The sequence below is a fragment of the Bacillus oleivorans genome (assembly GCF_900207585.1).
GTDB classification, from domain to species: Bacteria; Bacillota; Bacilli; order Bacillales; family JC228; genus Bacillus_BF; species Bacillus_BF oleivorans.
This window is the reverse complement of the sequence record NZ_OAOP01000003.1, coordinates 141180-159725: the sequence shown is the minus strand read 5'-3', so window position 1 is coordinate 159725 and position 18546 is coordinate 141180. Positions and strand designations below refer to the sequence as shown.

Genomic DNA, 18546 nt, shown 5'->3' with positions numbered 1-18546 from the left:
AAAGTAACCTGTCCGGGCAGAATTATCCCTTTAATGAAGAAAAACAGCATTAAAAAGACCCAAGAGATCCGGGCAAATACACTTTCCCTCATAGTCTGATAATTTACGGTTATCAGGTAGAAACTTTCAGGCCATATTCCCGATATTATACGAGGGCGTTTAATTATTGATTTTATCAACTTTTGCGTCTTTATTTTAACAACTGGACCTAGGTGGTGTCAACTAAACGCGAACAATTTATTAATAATTAAAAATAACGTTCGGATTTTAAAAAGGTCTGCTCCTTAAGATTGGGAGCAGACCTTCTATTAGTAATGATCAACACTTCTCTTTGAATTGAACAAATTGATTGGCGGCAATGTATTCCTCCAGCTTGCTGATATCGTAGCGATCTCCTTCAATCAATATACCATCAAAGTCCTCAAGCAGTAACATAGAATTCATTGCATCTGTCAACTGAATTTCTCCTGTTGCATCAGGCTTTGTTTTTTCTAGAAAATGAAAAATAGCTGGATTAAAGATATATCTTCCCATTACGGCAAGATTGGAAGGGGGATTCAATTTTGGTTTTTCTACAATAGAGGCAACTTTAATAAACTGGTCATTTTTATTTTCGGGACTGATCACACCATAGTTTGACAGTTTATGTTGCTCTACCTCAGCAAGTCCCAGCACACTATTCTTATGTTTCTCATATTGAGAAACTAATTGTGAGAGACCAGTGTTTTCATGGCCCAAGATGATCTCGTCGGGAAGCAGTACGGCAAAAGCTTCATTGCCCACAAAACTTTTTCCTAGTAATATCGCATCTCCTAATCCCCTGGCAAATGTCTGGCGAATGTATTGAATCCTGATCTCCGGTATTTTCATTTTTTCGAGTAAATGACTCTTATTGTTTTGCTTTAAAAATGTTTCTAGCTCAAGGGAGCGATCAAAATAATCAGATATCATATTTTTCGTTCTGGAAACAATAATGAGGATCTCTTCAACTCCTGCTAAGACTGCTTCCTCTACCACGTAATGTATCGCGGGCTTATTTCCAATCGGAAATAATTCTTTTGGAACGACCTTAGTAATGGGGAGAGACCTTGTCCCGTAACCAGCTGCAGGTATAATCGCTTTTTTGATCAAATGGTTTCACCTCACTTACTCCACTCATAACGATGATGAATGTCGATTAGGAAACCTGCACATCTACTAGTTATTAAATGAGGATGTCTGAGGTTGTGTAACTGTCAAAAGTACAGATTTAAATGATTTTTGAAGATTTCATGAAGAGATTGTAAATGGGTGGCTGCAAAGATAAAAAAACTATTTATTAGGAATTCATATAATATTTTAATTTTTTAGAATAATAGTTGATTACCTAAGAGGTTGCCTAGTATAATTTTTAAGTGAAAGCGGATACAAATACCGCTTATCATGTTTTAAAGGAGGGCATTTATGCAAGGTATTTTCTTAGCTATATTTGGAGGTATTATTTTCTTCTTAGGTTATCGCTATTATTCTAAATTTCTTGCAGAAAAAATTTACCGGCTTGATCCAAATTATGTAACACCCGCCCATCAATATAATGATGGAGTGGACTTTGTTCCTACGAACAAATTTGTTTTATGGGGACACCACTTTACTTCTGTGGCGGGAGCTGCGCCAATCGTTGGGCCAGCAATTGCGGTGTATTGGGGCTGGCTGCCTGCTTTACTATGGGTCACATTAGGAACGATTTTTGCAGCCGGCGCTCACGACTTTGGAACTCTAGTCCTTTCGGTCCGAAACAAGGGACAATCGGTCGGAACGATTGCTAACAGATTAATCGGACAAAAAGCTAAAATATTGTTCTTATTTATCATTTTGTTATTAGTACTAATGGTAAATGCGGTATTTGCTTGGGTTATTGCGAATTTATTTGTTAACTTTCCGGCAAGCGTTCTGTCTGTCTTTATCCAGATCCCGCTCGCTGTTTGGATTGGTTATAGGGTGTATAAGAAAAAAGGAGGCTTATTAGTTCCATCACTTGTTGCCCTTGTCGTCATGTATGCAGCAGCGATTGTGGCTAGCTATTATCCAGTTCTGCAAATTGACCTTGTTAAATACTTTGGCGGTGCAGAAGCAACTGGATTGTTTGGAATGTCGGCAACATCACTGGCTTTCTTTGTCTGGATTATCGTATTAATGGTGTACGTGTATATTGCCTCAACTTTACCTGTATGGAAGCTATTGCAGCCAAGAGACTATATTAACTCTCACCAGCTGGTTGTTGGTCTGTTAATTCTATACTTAGGACTGCTTATTACAAATCCAGAAGTAACGGCTCCAATGACAAATCCGAATGCAACCGATGTGTCTTGGTTCCCGCTTCTCTTTATTACAATTGCCTGCGGTGCGATTTCCGGATTCCACGGTCTAGTGTCATCAGGAACATCTTCAAAACAGTTGAATAAAGAAACAGATGCCCGCTTTGTTGGGTACTTAGGGGCAGTTGGCGAAGGAATTTTAGCTTTAATTTCGATTATTGCTGTTGTCACTTTATTCCCGTCGACTGATGAGTTTCTCGCAAAGTATTCCAGCTTTACAGCAGCAAATGGCTCTGGTTTATCTTCTTTTGTTGAGGGTGCAGGCAAATTAGCGACAGGACTGGGCATTCCAGAATTTGTTGCGACCACAATTGTTTCCGTTATCGTCATTAGCTTTGCTGCGACAACGCTTGATTCTTCCGTGCGTTTAATGCGATACATTATTGCTGAAATTGGCGAAGAATACAATTTCAAAGCCATCACAACCAAGCATTCCGCAACAACAATTGCAGTTGTTGCTAGTGCTGCGCTAACATTGCTGCCAAAAGGTCCAAACGGCTTTGGTTCAGGCGGTTACTTGCTATGGCCTTTATTCGGAACTTCTAACCAGCTCCTTGCCGGAATCAGCTTGCTGCTAATCGCAATTTGGCTAAAACGACTTGGAAGGAATTATATGCCTGCCTTTATTCCAATGGCATTTCTCATGTTTATGACGCTCTGGGCGATGATATCCCAAGTCTTCACAACATGGATGCCGTTCGGCGGATCCAATGCCAACTGGCTCCTGTTCATATTCGGTGCAATCATTCTTGTGTTTGCCTTCTGGATTTTGATCACCGCCGTTTCTGTATTAAGCAAAAAATCGGACGATAAAATTTCTATTGATGCTTAAAATCTAGATGAGCCGCGGGCTAGCTCGCGGCTCTCCCTTATTTTTATAGAAAGAGATGATGAATCATGGCTTCGAAAAGAATTTCTTTAAAACGATTATTTCAATATTATGATGAAGTTTTAAGTCTTCCCCATAAATCTGAAGTCGCGAGAGAGCTGCGTGATGAGGACGATTTATTCCTCCTCCTTGTCTATTCCGACATGCTCGGTATTCCCAACCCTGCCTTTTATTACACGCTTGAACTATATCCCTATATACTAGAAAAATTTCATGAATGGCATATCCGGATGGGGATGGAAAAGTCGCCGCTGACTGGATTTAGGTGCTGCTGAGGATAGGATTTATTTGTAATTGGGCGCGCGGGATATTTATTGGGCGGGTCACCGACTTTTTTGGGCGGCGCTAGAAGTTTTTTGGGCGCATCCACGACTTTTTTAGGCGGCGCTAGAAGTTTTTTGGGCGCATCCACGACTTTTTTGGGCGCGCCAGAAGTTTTTTGGGCGCATCCACGACTTTTTTGGGCGGCGCCAGAAGGTTATTGGGCTAATCCACGACTTTTTTGGGCGGCGCCAGAAGTTATTGGGCGCATCCACGACTTTTTTGGGCGCGCCGGAAGTTTTTTGGGCGCATCCACGACTTTTTTGGGCGCGCCAGATATTTTTTGGGCGCATCCACGACTTTTTTGGGCAGCGCCAGATATTTATTGGGCGCGCCAGAAGTTTTTTGGGCGCATCCACGACTTTTTTGGGCGCGCCAGATATTTTTTGGGCGCATCCACGACTTTTTTGGGCGCGCCGGAAGTTTTTTGGGCCAATCCACGACTTTTTTGGGCGCGCCGGAAGTTTTTTGGGCGCATCCACGACTTTTTTGGGCGCGCCGGAAGTTTTTTGGGCCAATCCACGACTTTTTTGGGCGCGCCGGAAGTTTTTTGGGCGCATCCACGACTTTTTTTAGCGCGCCGGAAGTTTTTTAGGCGCATCCACGACTTTTTCGGGCGCGCCGGAAGTTTTTTGGGCGCGCCAGAAGGTATTGGGCCAATCCACAACTTTTTTTGGCGCGCCAGATATTTTTTGGGCGCTCCAGATATTTATTGGGCAGGTTCCCTACCCTACAAAAACCACTAAATAAACTGGCCTTTCATTAACTTAAAAAGTGAGGAATGAAACAATGAATCCATTAAAATATAAAAAAATCATATTTGTCGGGGGGAAAGGCGGAGTCGGAAAATCCACCTCATCTGCAGCACTCGCATTGGCTTTTTCTCAATCAGGTGAAAAAACATTAATCGTTTCAACCGATCCGGCACATAATCTCGGTGATATCTTTCATAAAAAAGTAGGCAATGAGCAGACGAAGCTTATGGATCGGCTTTGGGGTATCGAAATCAATCCAGGAGAAGAATCAAAACGATATATTGAATCGGTAAAACAAAATCTAAAAGGACTGGTCCGCTCTGACATGGTGGCAGAGGTTCACCGCCAAATTGATATGGCCAGTGCTTCTCCTGGCGCCGATGAGGCTGCCCTGTTTGACCGAATTGTTTCAATTATCCTAGAAGAAAGTGAAAACTTTGATAAAATTATATTTGATACAGCTCCTACTGGGCATACGATCCGGTTATTGTCTTTACCTGAACTGATGGGGGTATGGATTGACGGAATGCTCGAGCGAAGAAAAAAAATTAACGACAATTACAGCAAGCTCCTTAATGATGGTGCACCTGTTGAGGATCCGATATATGAGGTCCTGCAACAGCGGAAAAATAAGTTCGCGAAAGTTCGGGATATTATTTTAGACGGTTCCCAAACAGGCTTTACCTTTGTCTTAAATCCAGAAAGACTGCCGATTTTAGAAACAGAAAAGGCAATTAGACAACTGGATGCACACCATCTTCATGTCCGAACGCTGATTGTCAATAAAGTATTGCCAGACTATGCAGACGGTGCGTTTATGGAAAAACGCCGGCGTCAGGAGCAGGATTATTTAATTCAAATCGAGAAAGTATTCTCTAAACAAAATCTCATTAAAATCCCTCTATTTGAAGAGGATATTTCAGATCAGCAGAAGCTAGCTGTTTTTGCTGACTATGTGAAAGATGCACTAGAGGAGGCTACCGCTTAATATGAAAGCGATTGTTCATGAAGGAAAAGAAGGCTTAGAAGGTGTAACGTACCGCGATTTTGAAGAACCGATCACAGGTCCTGGTATGGTAAAAGTAAAAATAAAAGTTGCGGGCATGAACCGGCGTGACCTATTGGTTACGAAAAATCATAAACCAGATGCCCCTCCTGTTATTCTTGGCTGTGACGGTGCAGGCGTCATAGCTGAAGTTGGAGAGGGAGCAAAGAAATTTTCTGTTGGCGACGAGGTTATCATCAGTCCATCGATTGGCTGGAAGAAAAATAGCGATGCACCGCCTCCTGAATTTCAAATCCTTTGCAACCCGACTCATGGTACATATGCGGAGTATATAGTCGTACCAGAAGATATTGTCGAGAAAAAACCTAGCTTCCTAACATGGGAGGAAGCTGGCGTTCTTACATTAGCTGCCTTAACCGGTTACCGTGCTTTGTTTACGAGAGGAAAAGTGAAAGCCGGGGACACCGTGTTGCTTCCTGGAATCGGAAGCGGTGTGCTTACTTTTATCCTCAAATTTGCAAAAGCAGCTGGTGCCCGTGTCATCGTTACGTCAAGAAGCGAGGAAAAACGGAAGAAAGCCCTAGCCTTAGGTGCAGATGTGGCGATTCCGACTGAGTCTGACTGGAACGAAGAGCTAGAAGGCGAAAAGGTAGACCTTGTAATTGAATCAATCGGACGGGCAACGATGAACAAATCACTCGGGATTGTCCGCCCTGGAGGAACGGTTGTTACCTTTGGTGCGACTACTGAAGACGAAGTTACGATTGATATCCGTAAATTCTTCTATGGTCAATACAATTTACTTGGATCTACTTTAGGCAGTCACGAGGAATTTCAGGAAATGCTAAGCTTTATTGAAAAACATAGTATTAAGCCTGAGGTTGACCGCGTGTTTGCGCTCTCTGAATATAAAGAGGCGTTTGAATATCTGAGAGATTCTAAGAACTTTGGCAAAATTGGAATTGTAGCAGACTAATAAATTAAACAACCGGGCTAAAAGTGGCCCGGTTGTTTTTGTACTTTACATAAGCCGCTGGTGCTGCGGACATACGTTCCGCTATTTTTATAAAAACCACGGTTTTCATGGTACGATCGGACATAGGATCCGTTATTTCACAAAAATCATCAAAAAACAGCTCTTTTTAACCCTTTTTTACCCCATTAGCGGAACCTATGTCCGATATTTTTAGAAATCAGCCTTTTTTGGGCAGATAGCGGAACTCATGTCCGTAAAGATGCCTCCTGTGTTTCGGCCATTTCGGTTTTTTGGGAGAATTCAGCCCTTACTTGGCAATGCCGTTAAAAAATCAAAGTCACACCCTTTGTCAGCCTGCATCACATACTGCTGGAACAGCCTTGTGTAACCGCGATCAGCCAGGTTATCAGGTGCCTGCCAATTCGCTCGTCTTTTCTCCAGTTCAGTCTCGGAAACGAGTAGCTCTAATTTACCTGCTTCCACATCTAATTCAATCATATCCCCATTTTGAACGAGTGCAAGTGTTCCCCCGACCGCAGCCTCAGGTGAAATATGTAAAACAATCGTACCGAATGCGGTGCCGCTCATCCGGCAGTCTGAAATTCGGACCATGTCACGGACTCCCTTTTTCAAAAGCTTATCCGGAATCGGAATCATCCCGGCTTCAGGCATTCCCGGTGCTCCAACAGGTCCTGCATTTTGCAATACTAAAATATCCTCTTCGTGAACATCCAAGTCCGGTTCATTAATACGATTTTCTAAATCGGCAATTGATGTAAACACAACTGCTCTTCCCCTATGCTTCAGCAAGTGCTTCGATGCTGCCTTTGGTTTAATCACGGCACCATTTTCAGCAAGATTTCCTTTGACGACCGCCAACCCTCCGCCTTCATATAAAGGCTTTTCGATCGGGTAAATAACATCGCGGTAGACTTCATCCACCTTAATCCCTTTCAGGTTCTCTCCAATCGTTTCCCCTGTTACTGTAATTTCATCTAAATGGAGAAGACTTTCAAGCTCCTTCATAACCGCAGGGATTCCGCCAGCCCGGTAAAGATCTTCCATTTGATATTTACCTGCTGGTCTTAGGTTGGCGATAAATGGAGTGGCTTTTCCGATATCAGCAAAAAGATCCAGAGAAAGCTCAATTCCAAGTCTTCCTGCGATTGCCGTCAGATGAATGACGGCATTGGTTGAACCGCCAATTGCCATTAAGACTTTAATCGCGTTTTCGAACGCGTTTTTCGTCATAATTTTAGAAGGCGTTAAACCGAGCTCGACTAGCTTCACAATTTGCTGGCCGGTTTTTTGCGCCAGATGCAAGCGTTTATTTTCAGTGGCAGGAATGGCGGCACCGCCAGGTAACATCATCCCTAAGCCTTCCGCACAAGCAGCCATGGTGCTGGCACTTCCCATCACCATGCAATGACCCGCTGTCGGAGCTAAGGCGGCATTGATTTCATCTAACTCTGTTTCGTCAATCGTACCGGCACGAAATTCCTGCCAAAAGAAGCGGCAATCTGAACAAGCCCCGAGCGTCCTGCCCTTATATTCTCCATTAGCCATCGGTCCGCCCGTAATCATAATGGTTGGGATATCACTGCTGGCTGCCCCCATTAATTGAGCAGGCGTCATTTTATCACAGCCGCCAATCAGGACAACTCCATCTAATGGCTGCGCCTTAATCATCTCCTCTGTATCCATCGCAGCCAGATTTCGATACAGCATCGTTGTCGGACTTGTAAAAATTTCACCAAGTGAAATCGTGGGAAATTCTAGCGGAATTCCGCCCTCCATTAGAACTCCGCGTTTAATTGCTTCCACAATCGGCCCAAAGTGAGAATGACACCGGTTAATATCGCTTTCTGTGTTAACAATGCCAATGAGCGGTTTCTCAAAATCACGGACATCATGCCCTAAATGCCGCGCAAAGGCCCGGCGGATAAATTGACTAAATCCTGCATCACCGTAAGATGTTAACTTTTTCTTGTTTTCCATCTCCATCCCCCTGCCATTAGCTACAACGCTTCTTTATTAATGAGGTTAGGCGGTATTTTCCCTTCCAGGCCACATCGAATATTTTCTGCCGCCAATTCAGCCATTTTGTATCTCGTTTCTTTTGTCGCTGAACCGATATGGGGAACCGTGACGACATTATCAAAGGATAAGAGCGGATTATCCGGCTCAACCGGCTCTTTTGTAAATACATCTAATGCCGCCCCCCGGATTAACCCATGCTTTAAGGCTTCGACTAAATCCGCTTCTTTGACCGTTTCGCCCCTTGAACCATTAATAAAGATCGCCGATTTTTTCATCAAAGATAATTCACGCAGTCCAATCAAGCCTTCTGTTTCTTTTGTTAACGGGGTCATCAGGACAACAAAATCAGATTGCTTCAGAAGGTCATCAAGCGTACAGTACACAGCTCCATATTTCTCTTCAGCCCCTAATTTTCGGCTGCGGTTATAATAAAGAACATTCATATCAAAGCCAAAACGGGCCCGTTTTGCAATCGCTTCGCCAATTCTCCCCATGCCAATAATCCCAATCGTTTTATGGTGGACATCGATTCCAAAAAGCTCTTCATTGATGAGCTTGACCCATTTTCCTTGTTTCACGAAGCGGTCGAGTTCGGCAACCCTTCTCGCCGCTGCCATTAAAATCGCAAATATTGTGTCTGCTGTTGTGTCTGTCAGAACATCCGGTGTGTTTGTGGCCATGATTCCTCTTTTTGTTAAGGCCGCGATGTCTAAATTGTTATAGCCAACTGAAATATTCGATACGATTTTTAATAGAGGCGCTTTGTTTAAAAGATTTTCATCCGCTTTTTTCGGTCCTAAAAGACCTTCGGCTTCTGCCAGACGGTTTAAAAATTCAGGATTATCAAGTTCCTCTCCATCCGGATAATAGGAAACATGGAACTGGCTTGCGAGTTCATCCAAAATGGCTTCCGGTACTTTTTTACAAATGACAAGATGTTTAGTCAAACTCATAAAGCCTCCTAACCTTTATAATGCTTTCACTAATCCGCCATCGATAACAAACGATTGACCTGTTACATACGTGTTCGCACCTGATGCCAGAAACACAACCATTTTCGCAAATTCATCAGGCTGGCCGTAACGGCCGATAGGAATGGATTTTTCGGTTTTTGCCCTTAATTCTTCGTATGATACACCAATCTGTTTGGCCCGAATTTCGTCAAGTTCTGCTACTCGATCTGTGGCAATCCGCCCAGGTCCGACCGTATTGATTAAAATATTATCCTTGGCCAGTTCCTGTGATAAGCTTTTCGAAAGACCAACAATCCCTGCACGGAATGTATTGGAAAGGATTAAATTATCAAGTGTTTGCTTAATGGATGAAGAAGCGAAGTTAACAATTTTCCCTGCTCCCGACTTTCTCATATGAGGTAAAACTTCACGAATGAGACGGATAAAGCTTAACAAATTTAATTCGTAGGCTTTTTGCCAATCTTCATCTGAAAATTTATCAAACCCTCCAGCCGGCGGCCCACCTGCATTGTTAATTAAAACATCGACTGTTCCATTCCATTGCACAGCTGTATCGACTAAGCGTTTGATCGATGCTGCATCAGTAATGTCACAGACTGCATACCGGACCTGGTCATTTCCAGTCTCTTTTTTTATTTCTTCTACAACGATTTCTAATTCTTCTTTGTTACGGCTGCTGATTAAAACATGGGCTCCCTCTTCGGCAAATTGTTTCGCTGTTGCTTTCCCAAGCCCTTTACTTGCTGCAGTTACGATGACTGATTTCCCTTTTAATTGTAAATCCATTTCATTTCCCTCCAATAATATTATTTTTTAAGATCCTTTACAGGGTTAACTAACGAAGTAAATCCTTCGATTTCACAAGCAACCACATCTCCGTCGCGAATGACGACAGCCCCTGGCGTACCTGTAGAGATAATATCTCCTGGGAGCAGTGTCATGACTTTAGAATGGAAGGATACTAGATTCCAAGGACGGAATGTCATGTTAGAAACTACATTTTTCCGGTGTAAGGAACCGTTAATCATAGTGGATACGACTAACCGATTGACATCATCCACCTCATCTGCCGTTACAAGCTCAGGCCCAAAGCTGAAAAATGTATCAAAGCTTTTGGAACGGGTCAAATAGCGCGGATTCCTTTGTAATATATCTTCTGCTGTCATATCAATAATCGTTGTGTAACCTGCAACATAATCAATTGCTTCTTCTTCGGACACGTTCTTACACTCTTTTCCGATAATAATCCCTAACTCTGATTCGGCTGTTGTCCGCTCAGACTGATGCGGAATCAAAATGGTATCATGTGGTCCGATGATGGTTGTGTCGGGTTTCATAAAACTTGCTGGCTCAGTATTTGGCGCGACTTCACTTAGGTCTGCGGCATGCTCTACATAATTAAGGCCAATCCCCCAAATTTTCCGCGGATGGCGATATAATGGTCCAAATGTAACCTCTGCTTTTGCCAGGCAATCGACTTTTTCAAGATCGCTGCTGCTCGTTGTATACCAATCTTTTAGTTCACTTAGCTGACCTGATTGAATTAATTCAAAAAGACTTGTTTTCCATGATTGACCAAGGACTTCATTCACTTTTTCTATTACATATACTTTTTCATTCGTGACAATGGCTGCTTTCTCTAAACCATCTACTTTTACAGTAGCTAATCTCATCTGCCATTCTCCTTTATTGAGATTTTTTACACGGGTACCAAAACTTTTATGTACTATAATTCATTTCATGGAACACCATGATATCTAAATAACAGTGCCACCTTTGAATATTTCCCTAAATTTTTCCGTTGAAACCCCATATTTTTTACTGATGGATAATAGGTCATCCATCACTTCAGACGTAAGCGGAATCCCTTCTGCTTCCCTTGTTTGTTCTAGTTCTAATTGAATTTCACCAGGCAAATAGATTCTTTCAACACCTTCCATTTTTTTAACCTGGCGGATCTCTTCAATAATCAGATCCATTCGCTGTTTAAATTGAGATAAATCCTCAAATAAATCAGCCCTCATAACAAAAAAGAACTGCCCGACATTTTGTTCACTTTCAAAGTCATCAAACAAACTGCCGATGTAAGGCCCGTAAGCCGCACCTGTAAACAGGCCTGATAAAACTTCCACTAAGAAGGCAATCCCATACCCCTTTGGACCCCCGCTTGGTAAAATTAAGCCCTCGAGCGCCTCATTCGGATCCGTTGTTTCCCTGCCGTCTTTTGTAATGGCCCATCCTAGAGGAATTTTCTTATTTTCCTGCTGGGCTAATACAATTTTCCCCTTTGCCACAACTGTCGTCGCCATATCAAAAATAATATTGAATTGTTCACCGGCAGGAATTCCGTAAGAAATTGGATTGGTTCCAAAGAAAATTTCCCTGCCGCCCCATGGTGCCATAGAGGAAGGCGCATTTGTGGTTGCAAGAGCGATACAGTCTTGATCAGCCGCATAGCTTGTATAGGCAGCGAGCATCCCCGCATGGTTGGATCGTTTGATTCCCACAATTCCAACCCCTGACTGTTTTGCCTTCTCTACCGCTAACTGAATCCCCATAGTCGCAAGCGGGATACCCATGCTGTTACACCCATCGATTTGGACACTTACCGGTGTTTCTCTTAATCTTTTATATTGGAACTCTTTATTGACAATCCCCTTTTCCAGCCGCTTCGTATAAATATCAACTTTACTAACGCCATGAGAATCGACGCCGCGCAGATTAGCTAAGACAAGGTGGTCTGCGATTGTTGTCGCTTGCTCCCCGTCCATTCCGGCGGCTGTGAAAATCTCTATTACCCATTCCGTTAGCCTAGCTTTATCCATTCTTATTGTTGTCATGAAGAATGTCACCCTTTCTTGCGTCTGGTGAGACCGGGCTGGAAGAGGCCAATGGATTCACTACACAAATGACTTCCAGCCGGGTTGCTTATTGTTGCGGACATATGATCCTTTATTTTAATAAAAAGCCATTTTTTATAATTTTATAGGACATACGTTCCGCTATTTGCCAAAAATTACTCACAAAACGCTAGTTTTTGGCATAATAGCGGAACCAGTGTCCTTTAATTTCGAAAATTTCCGTTTTTTTCACAGATAGCGGATCCAGTGTCCGTAAATACCGGGAACCGCTCAACCACTAACCTTTAAAACCGCTCCTTTATCTGCCTCACAACCTCTTTCCCGATCTCAAGCGATGCCGTCGCCGCCGGTGAAGGTGCGTTGCAAACATGCAGGCTCTTTCTGCCTTGAACAAAGTGGAAATCATCAATCAGCGAACCGTCACTTTTCAACGCCTGTGCCCGAACGCCGGCTCCGCCAGGTACTAAATCTTCCCCTTTAATTTCCGGAATCAGTGTCTGCAAGCTTTCAACAAATTTCTTTTTGCTCACAGAGCGTACCATTTCATTGATCCCTTCACGCATATTTTGACTCGCTAATTTCCAAAATCCTCGATAGCTTAGAACTTCTGCTAAATCCTTCAGATTAATATCGGCTTTTTTATACCCTTCGCGTTTAAAACTTAATACCGCATTTGGACCAGCCTCTACTTCACCGCCGATCATCCTTGTGAAATGCACGCCGAGGAACGGGAAATCCGGATTTGGAACAGGGTAAATTAGGTTACGGACTAAACTTCTGCGCTCAGGCTTAAGCTTATAATATTCCCCGCGGAACGGAACGATTTTCATATCAATCTGATAGCCTGCTAACTTAGCAATCCGGTCACTGTGTAAACCGGCACAGTTCACTAAAAACTTGGTTTCATACGTGTTTTGGTCTGTTTCAACTGTAACGCCATCCTGATGTTCTTGAATCGCTCGAACTGCTTCTCCACATTTCACTTTACCACCGCGTTCCTGAATCAGTTCTGCTATTTTTTCAGAAACCTGCTTATAATTCACAATCCCAGCTGCCGGCACATGAATCGCTTCAAGCCCATTGACATGCGGTTCAATTTCCACTAATTCTTCCCGATTCAGTTTTCTAATCGAGAGTCCATTTTGCAGTCCCCGCTGATAAAGATTTTCTAGCAAAGGCAATTCCTTCTCATTCGTTGCTACAATGACCTTTCCGCAAATATCATGTTCAATCTCATATTTCTGGCAAAATTCAACCATGGATTGACTGCCCTGCCTCGCAAACCTCGCCTTAAAGCTGCCTGGTTTATAATAAATACCTGAATGAATCACGCCACTATTGTTGCCTGTCTGATGTGCAGCCAGCTGCTTTTCCTTCTCTAAAATAAGGATCTTTTTGTTTGGAAATTGCTCAGTTAATGCCAACCCGACTGACAAACCGACAATTCCGCCGCCGATAATCGTAAAATCGTACATATTGTTCATCTCCCTAGACGCTAATCTCACAGCTTTCCGCTAATAGTTCAACTAAATGAACGACCTGCACTTTGTCAGATTGCTGCTCGCGTTCAACCCCTAATTTCATTTGCAAATGGCAGCCAGGATTCGTTGTCACAATTACCTCTGGCAGAACCTTTCGCACATGTTTCATCTTTTCATCTAAAATCTCCATTGACTCTTGGTAGTTTACTAAGTTATAAATCCCTGCGGAACCACAGCACATATCTTTTTCCGGCAGCTCTTTATATTCGATCCCCGGAATAGATTGTAAGAGTGATAGCGGCTCCTTTGTTCTTTTTTGTACATTGGTCATATGACAGGAAGGCTGGTACGTGACTACCTTCCGTATTTCTTTTTTAAACGGTAAAGGCAACTCACTTAATAACACACTAATATCAATGTTTTTTCTTGTAAACGCTCGAGCTCGATCAGCCCATTCAGACTCATCAGCCAAAAGACGGTCATACTCAACAAGCATCGCACCACATCCGCCAATACTGTTCACCACATAATCAAACTGATGTTTTTCAAAAGCTTCAATGTTTTTCTTAGCAAGCACCTTTGTCGTGTTCATTTCCCCGCTGTGGCTTTGCAGTGCCCCACAGCATGTTTGTTCTTTGATGACGGTAACATCACAGCCTGCAGCCTGAAGGAGCTTAATGCTCAGTGTATTAATCGAAGAAAACATCGTATCCATAATACAGCCCGTGAAAAAGCCAATCCGGTAAACAGGTTTTTCCGGAGCCGGATAATGACTGGCTCTTTTCTTTCTTCTAATTGGTCCTTCCACTTCCGGCAGAATTTTTTCAAAGCTTGCCAGATTCTCAGGAAACATTTTTAAGATTCCCAGTTTCCGGGTAACCTTTTGCAAACCGCTTTGCTGATAAAAAGCTAAGCCGGCACCTGCCGCATTCAAAACTGAATCATTGGGCAACACTTTGTTAAAAAAGAAAGATTGGAACATTTTTACCCGATTCGGCATTTGCTTCTTCTTTTCTTCTTGCAGTACTTCTTTTGCCGATTCTAAAATCTTTCCGTATTGAACATTTGTCGGACATGCCGTTTCACATGCCCGGCAGCCTAAGCAAAGGTCGATTGGTCCCTCTAGCTCGGAAAGCGAGATTTTACCCTCAGCCGCCATTTTAACGAGGTTAATTCTCCCTCGTGGTGAATGGGTTTCCTTTTCCATCGTTTTATAGGTAGGGCAAGCTGGCAGACAATAGCCGCATTGGACACAGTCAAAGGTTTCTTGGTAAGCAAGATTCGTATTATTCATCGGTCAGCACAAGCCTTTGCCCTGGTTCCGGGAAAATCTTGCCCGGATTTAAGATGTTCTTTGGATCCCAGCTTTCCTTAATCCGCTTCATCATGTCTAACCCCACCTTACCCAATTCCATTTCCATAAATGGAGCCTTCATCGTTCCGATTCCATGTTCACCAGAGAGAGTGCCGCCTAATTCAATCGCAGCCTCAAATATCTCCTGCACGGCCAGCTCGACCCGTTTCATTTCTTCATGATCTCGTTTATCGGCAATGATATTCGGGTGCAGATTGCCATCCCCGGCATGACCAAATACGACGAGATCGACTTTATACTTTTCTCTGATCTCTTTTAATCTTTGAAACATTTCTGGAATTTTACTTCTTGGGACGGTTGCATCCTCGGAAATTTTCGTCGGCTTCATCCGAACAATGGCCGGGGAAACGAGCTTTCTCGCCTTCCACAATTCCTTGGCTTCAGCATCTGTTGTTGCAACCTTTACTTCCCGTGCGCCAACCTCTTTACAGACCTCTTGCACCTTTAACATTTCATCCGCAATTGCCTTTGGATGGCCATCCAACTCAATTAAAAGTAATGCTTCTACATCAGTCGGAAGTCCAAGCGGCTGATACGCTTCTACCGCTTGGATGGATGCCTGGTCCATTAATTCCATCTTTGCCGGCAATATCCCCGAGCTTAAAACCTTCGAAATCGCTCGGCCCGAAGCGATCAAATCATCAAATAGCGCCATTAATGTTTGACTTGCTGCCGGTTTCGGATAGAGACGGAGGATCGCCTCTGTTATGATCCCTAAAGTTCCCTCAGAGCCTACTATCAATTTAGTCAAATCGTATCCCGTTACATTTTTAACCGTTCTTCCACCAGTTCGGATAACCTCGCCTTCAGGTGTTACAACCTCTAATCCAATTACATAATCCTTGGTAACCCCATATTTCAGACCTCTTGGCCCTCCAGCGTTTTCGGCTAGATTTCCCCCGATCGTAGCCACATTCGAGCTGCTTGGATCTGGAGGATAGATGAGCCCTTTTTCCATCGCTTTTGCGTTAATATGGCCTGTAATAACACCTGGTGAAACGACGGCCACCATATCCTCCGCATCAATTTCTAGCTTTTGGTCCCATCTCGACAAGTCGAGAACAATCCCGCCTTTTACTGGGAGAGGACCGCCACTTAAACTAGTGCCTTGACCACGCGGATAAACTGGAATCTCATATTGGTTGGCTAACTTCATGATCTTCGCCACTTCTTCAGTTTCTTTCGGCTGAACAACCACATCAGGAACATAGACTCCAAAAGAAGCATCATAGGAGTAACTGTATAAATCCGCCTTATCGGTTAAAATCCTTTTTTTCTCTGGAATAATCTCCCCTATTAAATTAATCATTCTCTCTCTGTCCATTTTGTTTACACTCCATTTTCCGTTAATCTAAAAGATGGATATGACGCTGTTTACTCCCTTGAAGATGTTCCCAAGCTGCTTGTCTTGCCCGCTCTGGTTCATTGTTCATGATAGCCTTATAAATATGGCGGTGTTCAGTTTGTACTTCTTTATTTAAAACTTGATTCTTTGTTGAGTTCTCTCTGCTTGCTGCTAAACTATGAATCATTTTATCTGAGATGAGATTCATCACTTCAAGCATCACAGGATTATTGGCTGCTTCAACGATGGTAAAATGAAAACGGAAATCTTCCTCAATCGCCACTTCGCCTAATTCTTCAGCCAACACAAGATCATTAAAAACCGATGTAAGTTTTTCTTTTTGTTCTTCCGTAATTCTGCTTGCAGCGTAAAAAGCAGCATCTCCTTCAATGGCTTGCCGGAGTTCTAACAAATCTTTAAAGTTCGATTTATGTCCTTCAATCACTTGGGAAAGCTTAGATAGTAGACTTTGTTGGGAATCTTCGATTAAAAACATACCCACCCCGGGCCTGACATGTACAACCCCAGCTGATTCCAAAACAGTTACAGCTTCTTTAACAGATGTCCTGGAAACTTGTAAAGATTCGGCCAGCATTCTTTCAGACGGCAATTTGTCTCCTGGTTTAATCTGTCCTCTCTCAATAGCAAGTTTGATTTGATCAATAATCACTTGATAGATACGCTTTTGTTTTCTGATTGGTTTTAGCTTCATTATTTTCCTCCATACTGTCCTAGAGGTCTAGTGGACTGTCCACATTAAAAGTTAGAAGGAAAGGACCGATCTAGATCGCTCCTTATCCCTCTTATCAACTGACGATAAAACGTCCTTTTTCTTCATTTCCCCACATTAACACAAATTCATCCTTATTTGCGATTGGGCCAACTCCTTCAGGTGTTCCTGTATAAACAATATCGCCTTCAGCGAGACCAAATTCTCGATGAATATGCTCGAGGATTGACTGGAAATCAAACATCATCAAATTGATATTCCCGTGTTGCACACGTTCCCCATTTTTAAATAAGGAAAAGTCGGTTTCTTTACAAGCATTTACACCTGGAAAATCCCAGAAATCCGTAATGATCGCTGAGTTTTTAAACCCTTTTGCCCGCAGCCAAGGATACCCTTGTTTTTTAAGCTCAGACTGTAAATCTCTAAGGGTAAAATCAATTCCCAGTGCCATTTTCGTAACAACATCATCCGCTTTAAAGCCATCTGAAACCTTTTTGCCAATATAAAGGACAATTTCGAGTTCATGATGAATTTCACCTTGATTACTAGGAAACGACACTGCCTCTCCATTTGCTTTCACTAAAGCATGAGTCGGTTTTGAAAAAAGAATCGGTGATTCCGGGATTGCATTACCTAGTTCCGCTGCATGTGCTGCATAATTGCGTCCAATACAAAATATATTGCGAATGTTCATTTTTCAACCTCGGTCCTTTTTATTTTGGAATTAAAGTTTGGAAACCCGTTTATCCCCAAGCTTTATTCTGGCATTGGTTAAATGCTCAATAACGGCATCCCGTGCTGCTTGGCTGTCTCTGTTTTTAATAGCATTAAAAATGTGAACATGCTCCATAAAGACTTCTTGCCGTTTCGCTTCCCAGCCTAGATTTTTTTCAAGTGAAAACATCATGGCTTTTAAGTGGAGCTCTGACAAATGATCCATTGTTTGCGTTAAAAATGGATTGTATGCCGCCCTGACAATAATACGGTGAAATGCATAATCCTCTTCATAGCCGATTTTAAATTGATCCTCACTGACTTTTCTAAAGGCTTCCAGAGCTTCCTCTAAATCTTCTATATCTTTAGGTTTATGCCGTTTTGCTGCAAGGAAAGCGGCCTCTGATTCAATGATCGTCCGCATTTCTAATAAGTCCTGAACCTGCTCAACTTCAACCATTTCGAATTGAACAGGCTCAAGCATTTCTGCCAGGCTGACTTCCCTTACCCAGCTTCCGCCGCCTTGAGTTGACTCAACTAAGCCGCTCGCAGCCAGTACGCTAAGAGCTTCTCGAATGGGAGAGCGGCTCACACCAAACATCTTGGCAAGTTCTGTTTCTGACGGAAGCTTGCTGTTAGGAGGAAATTCACCTGATTTAATCATTTTTTTTATTTCTTCAAGTACCAAATTAGATACCTTTTCTCTTTTAATACGCATGGAATTC

The 18546-nt window shown here is 42.8% G+C and carries 17 protein-coding genes and 1 riboswitch; of the genes, 5 read left to right on the top strand and 12 right to left on the bottom strand.

What is annotated here, in order from left to right; all coding sequences use genetic code 11:
- Nucleotides 1-71 precede the first annotated feature (71 nt).
- Nucleotides 72-173, bottom strand: a riboswitch (purine riboswitch).
- 145 nt (nucleotides 174-318) lie between these two features.
- Entirely contained in the window at nucleotides 319-1131 is an 813-nt protein-coding gene (locus CRO56_RS08025; RefSeq protein WP_097158095.1) for a UTP--glucose-1-phosphate uridylyltransferase, read from the bottom strand.
- Nucleotides 1132-1443: 312 nt separating this feature from the next.
- Between CRO56_RS08025 and CRO56_RS08020 the strand changes: the two genes are divergently transcribed.
- The 5 genes from CRO56_RS08020 to CRO56_RS08000 all read left to right on the top strand — a co-directional run bounded on the left by CRO56_RS08020 (nucleotide 1444) and on the right by CRO56_RS08000 (nucleotide 6301).
- Nucleotides 1444-3186, top strand: a complete 1743-nt coding sequence (locus CRO56_RS08020) for a carbon starvation CstA family protein (protein ID WP_097158094.1) — start codon at nucleotides 1444-1446, stop codon at nucleotides 3184-3186.
- A 65-nt stretch (nucleotides 3187-3251) separates the two neighbouring features.
- Entirely contained in the window at nucleotides 3252-3518 is a 267-nt protein-coding gene (locus CRO56_RS08015; protein WP_097158093.1) for a cory-CC-star protein, read from the top strand.
- Between the two features lie 39 nt (nucleotides 3519-3557).
- Nucleotides 3558-4310, top strand: coding sequence for a hypothetical protein (locus CRO56_RS08010; RefSeq protein WP_097158092.1), 753 nt, complete (start codon nucleotides 3558-3560; stop codon nucleotides 4308-4310).
- 43 nt (nucleotides 4311-4353) lie between these two features.
- Nucleotides 4354-5307 (top strand): ArsA family ATPase, encoded by a 954-nt coding sequence (locus CRO56_RS08005; RefSeq protein WP_097158091.1) that lies wholly within the window; start codon nucleotides 4354-4356, stop codon nucleotides 5305-5307.
- A 1-nt stretch (nucleotide 5308) separates the two neighbouring features.
- Entirely contained in the window at nucleotides 5309-6301 is a 993-nt protein-coding gene (locus CRO56_RS08000; RefSeq protein WP_097158090.1) for a zinc-binding dehydrogenase, read from the top strand.
- Between the two features lie 300 nt (nucleotides 6302-6601).
- On the opposite strand, the gene CRO56_RS07995 is transcribed toward CRO56_RS08000, so the two are convergent.
- The 11 genes from CRO56_RS07995 to CRO56_RS07945 form a co-directional block, all read right to left on the bottom strand.
- Complete coding sequence (locus tag CRO56_RS07995; protein WP_097158089.1) at nucleotides 6602-8299, bottom strand: IlvD/Edd family dehydratase; 1698 nt, start codon at nucleotides 8297-8299, stop codon at nucleotides 6602-6604.
- Nucleotides 8300-8319: 20 nt separating this feature from the next.
- Nucleotides 8320-9288 (bottom strand): 2-hydroxyacid dehydrogenase, encoded by a 969-nt coding sequence (locus tag CRO56_RS07990; protein ID WP_097158395.1) that lies wholly within the window; start codon nucleotides 9286-9288, stop codon nucleotides 8320-8322.
- A gap of 21 nt (nucleotides 9289-9309) precedes the next feature.
- Nucleotides 9310-10101, bottom strand: coding sequence for an SDR family oxidoreductase (locus CRO56_RS07985; protein WP_097158088.1), 792 nt, complete (start codon nucleotides 10099-10101; stop codon nucleotides 9310-9312).
- 20 nt (nucleotides 10102-10121) lie between these two features.
- Nucleotides 10122-10988 carry a fumarylacetoacetate hydrolase family protein gene (locus CRO56_RS07980; RefSeq protein ID WP_097158087.1) on the bottom strand — a complete coding sequence of 289 codons (867 nt, stop codon included), beginning with the start codon at nucleotides 10986-10988 and terminating at the stop codon, nucleotides 10122-10124.
- Between the two features lie 84 nt (nucleotides 10989-11072).
- A complete protein-coding gene (locus tag CRO56_RS07975; RefSeq protein WP_097158086.1) occupies nucleotides 11073-12155 on the bottom strand; it encodes an Ldh family oxidoreductase in 1083 nt (360 codons plus the stop codon).
- Nucleotides 12156-12460: 305 nt separating this feature from the next.
- Nucleotides 12461-13651: an L-2-hydroxyglutarate oxidase gene (gene lhgO / locus CRO56_RS07970; protein WP_097158085.1), complete on the bottom strand. Its 1191-nt coding sequence runs from the start codon at nucleotides 13649-13651 to the stop codon at nucleotides 12461-12463.
- A gap of 13 nt (nucleotides 13652-13664) precedes the next feature.
- Nucleotides 13665-14951 (bottom strand): (Fe-S)-binding protein, encoded by a 1287-nt coding sequence (locus CRO56_RS07965; RefSeq protein WP_097158084.1) that lies wholly within the window; start codon nucleotides 14949-14951, stop codon nucleotides 13665-13667.
- Complete coding sequence (locus CRO56_RS07960) at nucleotides 14944-16356, bottom strand: FAD-binding oxidoreductase (RefSeq protein ID WP_097158083.1); 1413 nt, start codon at nucleotides 16354-16356, stop codon at nucleotides 14944-14946. The genes CRO56_RS07965 and CRO56_RS07960 overlap by 8 nt, the downstream gene beginning before the upstream one ends.
- A 22-nt stretch (nucleotides 16357-16378) precedes the next feature.
- Nucleotides 16379-17089 (bottom strand): FadR/GntR family transcriptional regulator, encoded by a 711-nt coding sequence (locus CRO56_RS07955; RefSeq protein ID WP_097158082.1) that lies wholly within the window; start codon nucleotides 17087-17089, stop codon nucleotides 16379-16381.
- 94 nt (nucleotides 17090-17183) lie between these two features.
- Nucleotides 17184-17801, bottom strand: coding sequence for a fumarylacetoacetate hydrolase family protein (locus CRO56_RS07950; RefSeq protein WP_097158081.1), 618 nt, complete (start codon nucleotides 17799-17801; stop codon nucleotides 17184-17186).
- A 30-nt stretch (nucleotides 17802-17831) separates the two neighbouring features.
- Nucleotides 17832-18539, bottom strand: coding sequence for a FadR/GntR family transcriptional regulator (locus tag CRO56_RS07945; protein ID WP_097158080.1), 708 nt, complete (start codon nucleotides 18537-18539; stop codon nucleotides 17832-17834).
- Between the last annotated feature and the right edge of the window lie 7 nt (nucleotides 18540-18546).

Bases quoted from the DNA above. Each gene is read 5' to 3' on its own strand.
- CRO56_RS08020 (WP_097158094.1), top strand. From the start codon at position 1,444: ATGCAAGGTATTTTCTTAGCTATATTTGGAGGTATTATTTTCTTCTTA.
- CRO56_RS08015 (WP_097158093.1), top strand. From the start codon at position 3,252: ATGGCTTCGAAAAGAATTTCTTTAAAACGATTATTTCAATATTATGAT.
- CRO56_RS08005 (WP_097158091.1), top strand. From the start codon at position 4,354: ATGAATCCATTAAAATATAAAAAAATCATATTTGTCGGGGGGAAAGGC.
- CRO56_RS08000 (WP_097158090.1), top strand. From the start codon at position 5,309: ATGAAAGCGATTGTTCATGAAGGAAAAGAAGGCTTAGAAGGTGTAACG.
- CRO56_RS07995 (WP_097158089.1), bottom strand. From the start codon at position 8,299: ATGGAAAACAAGAAAAAGTTAACATCTTACGGTGATGCAGGATTTAGT.
- CRO56_RS07985 (WP_097158088.1), bottom strand. From the start codon at position 10,101: ATGGATTTACAATTAAAAGGGAAATCAGTCATCGTAACTGCAGCAAGT.
- CRO56_RS07980 (WP_097158087.1), bottom strand. From the start codon at position 10,988: ATGAGATTAGCTACTGTAAAAGTAGATGGTTTAGAGAAAGCAGCCATT.
- CRO56_RS07975 (WP_097158086.1), bottom strand. From the start codon at position 12,155: ATGACAACAATAAGAATGGATAAAGCTAGGCTAACGGAATGGGTAATA.
- lhgO (WP_097158085.1), bottom strand. From the start codon at position 13,651: ATGTACGATTTTACGATTATCGGCGGCGGAATTGTCGGTTTGTCAGTC.
- CRO56_RS07965 (WP_097158084.1), bottom strand. From the start codon at position 14,951: ATGAATAATACGAATCTTGCTTACCAAGAAACCTTTGACTGTGTCCAA.
- CRO56_RS07960 (WP_097158083.1), bottom strand. From the start codon at position 16,356: ATGGACAGAGAGAGAATGATTAATTTAATAGGGGAGATTATTCCAGAG.
- CRO56_RS07955 (WP_097158082.1), bottom strand. From the start codon at position 17,089: ATGAAGCTAAAACCAATCAGAAAACAAAAGCGTATCTATCAAGTGATT.
- CRO56_RS07950 (WP_097158081.1), bottom strand. From the start codon at position 17,801: ATGAACATTCGCAATATATTTTGTATTGGACGCAATTATGCAGCACAT.
- CRO56_RS07945 (WP_097158080.1), bottom strand. From the start codon at position 18,539: ATGCGTATTAAAAGAGAAAAGGTATCTAATTTGGTACTTGAAGAAATA.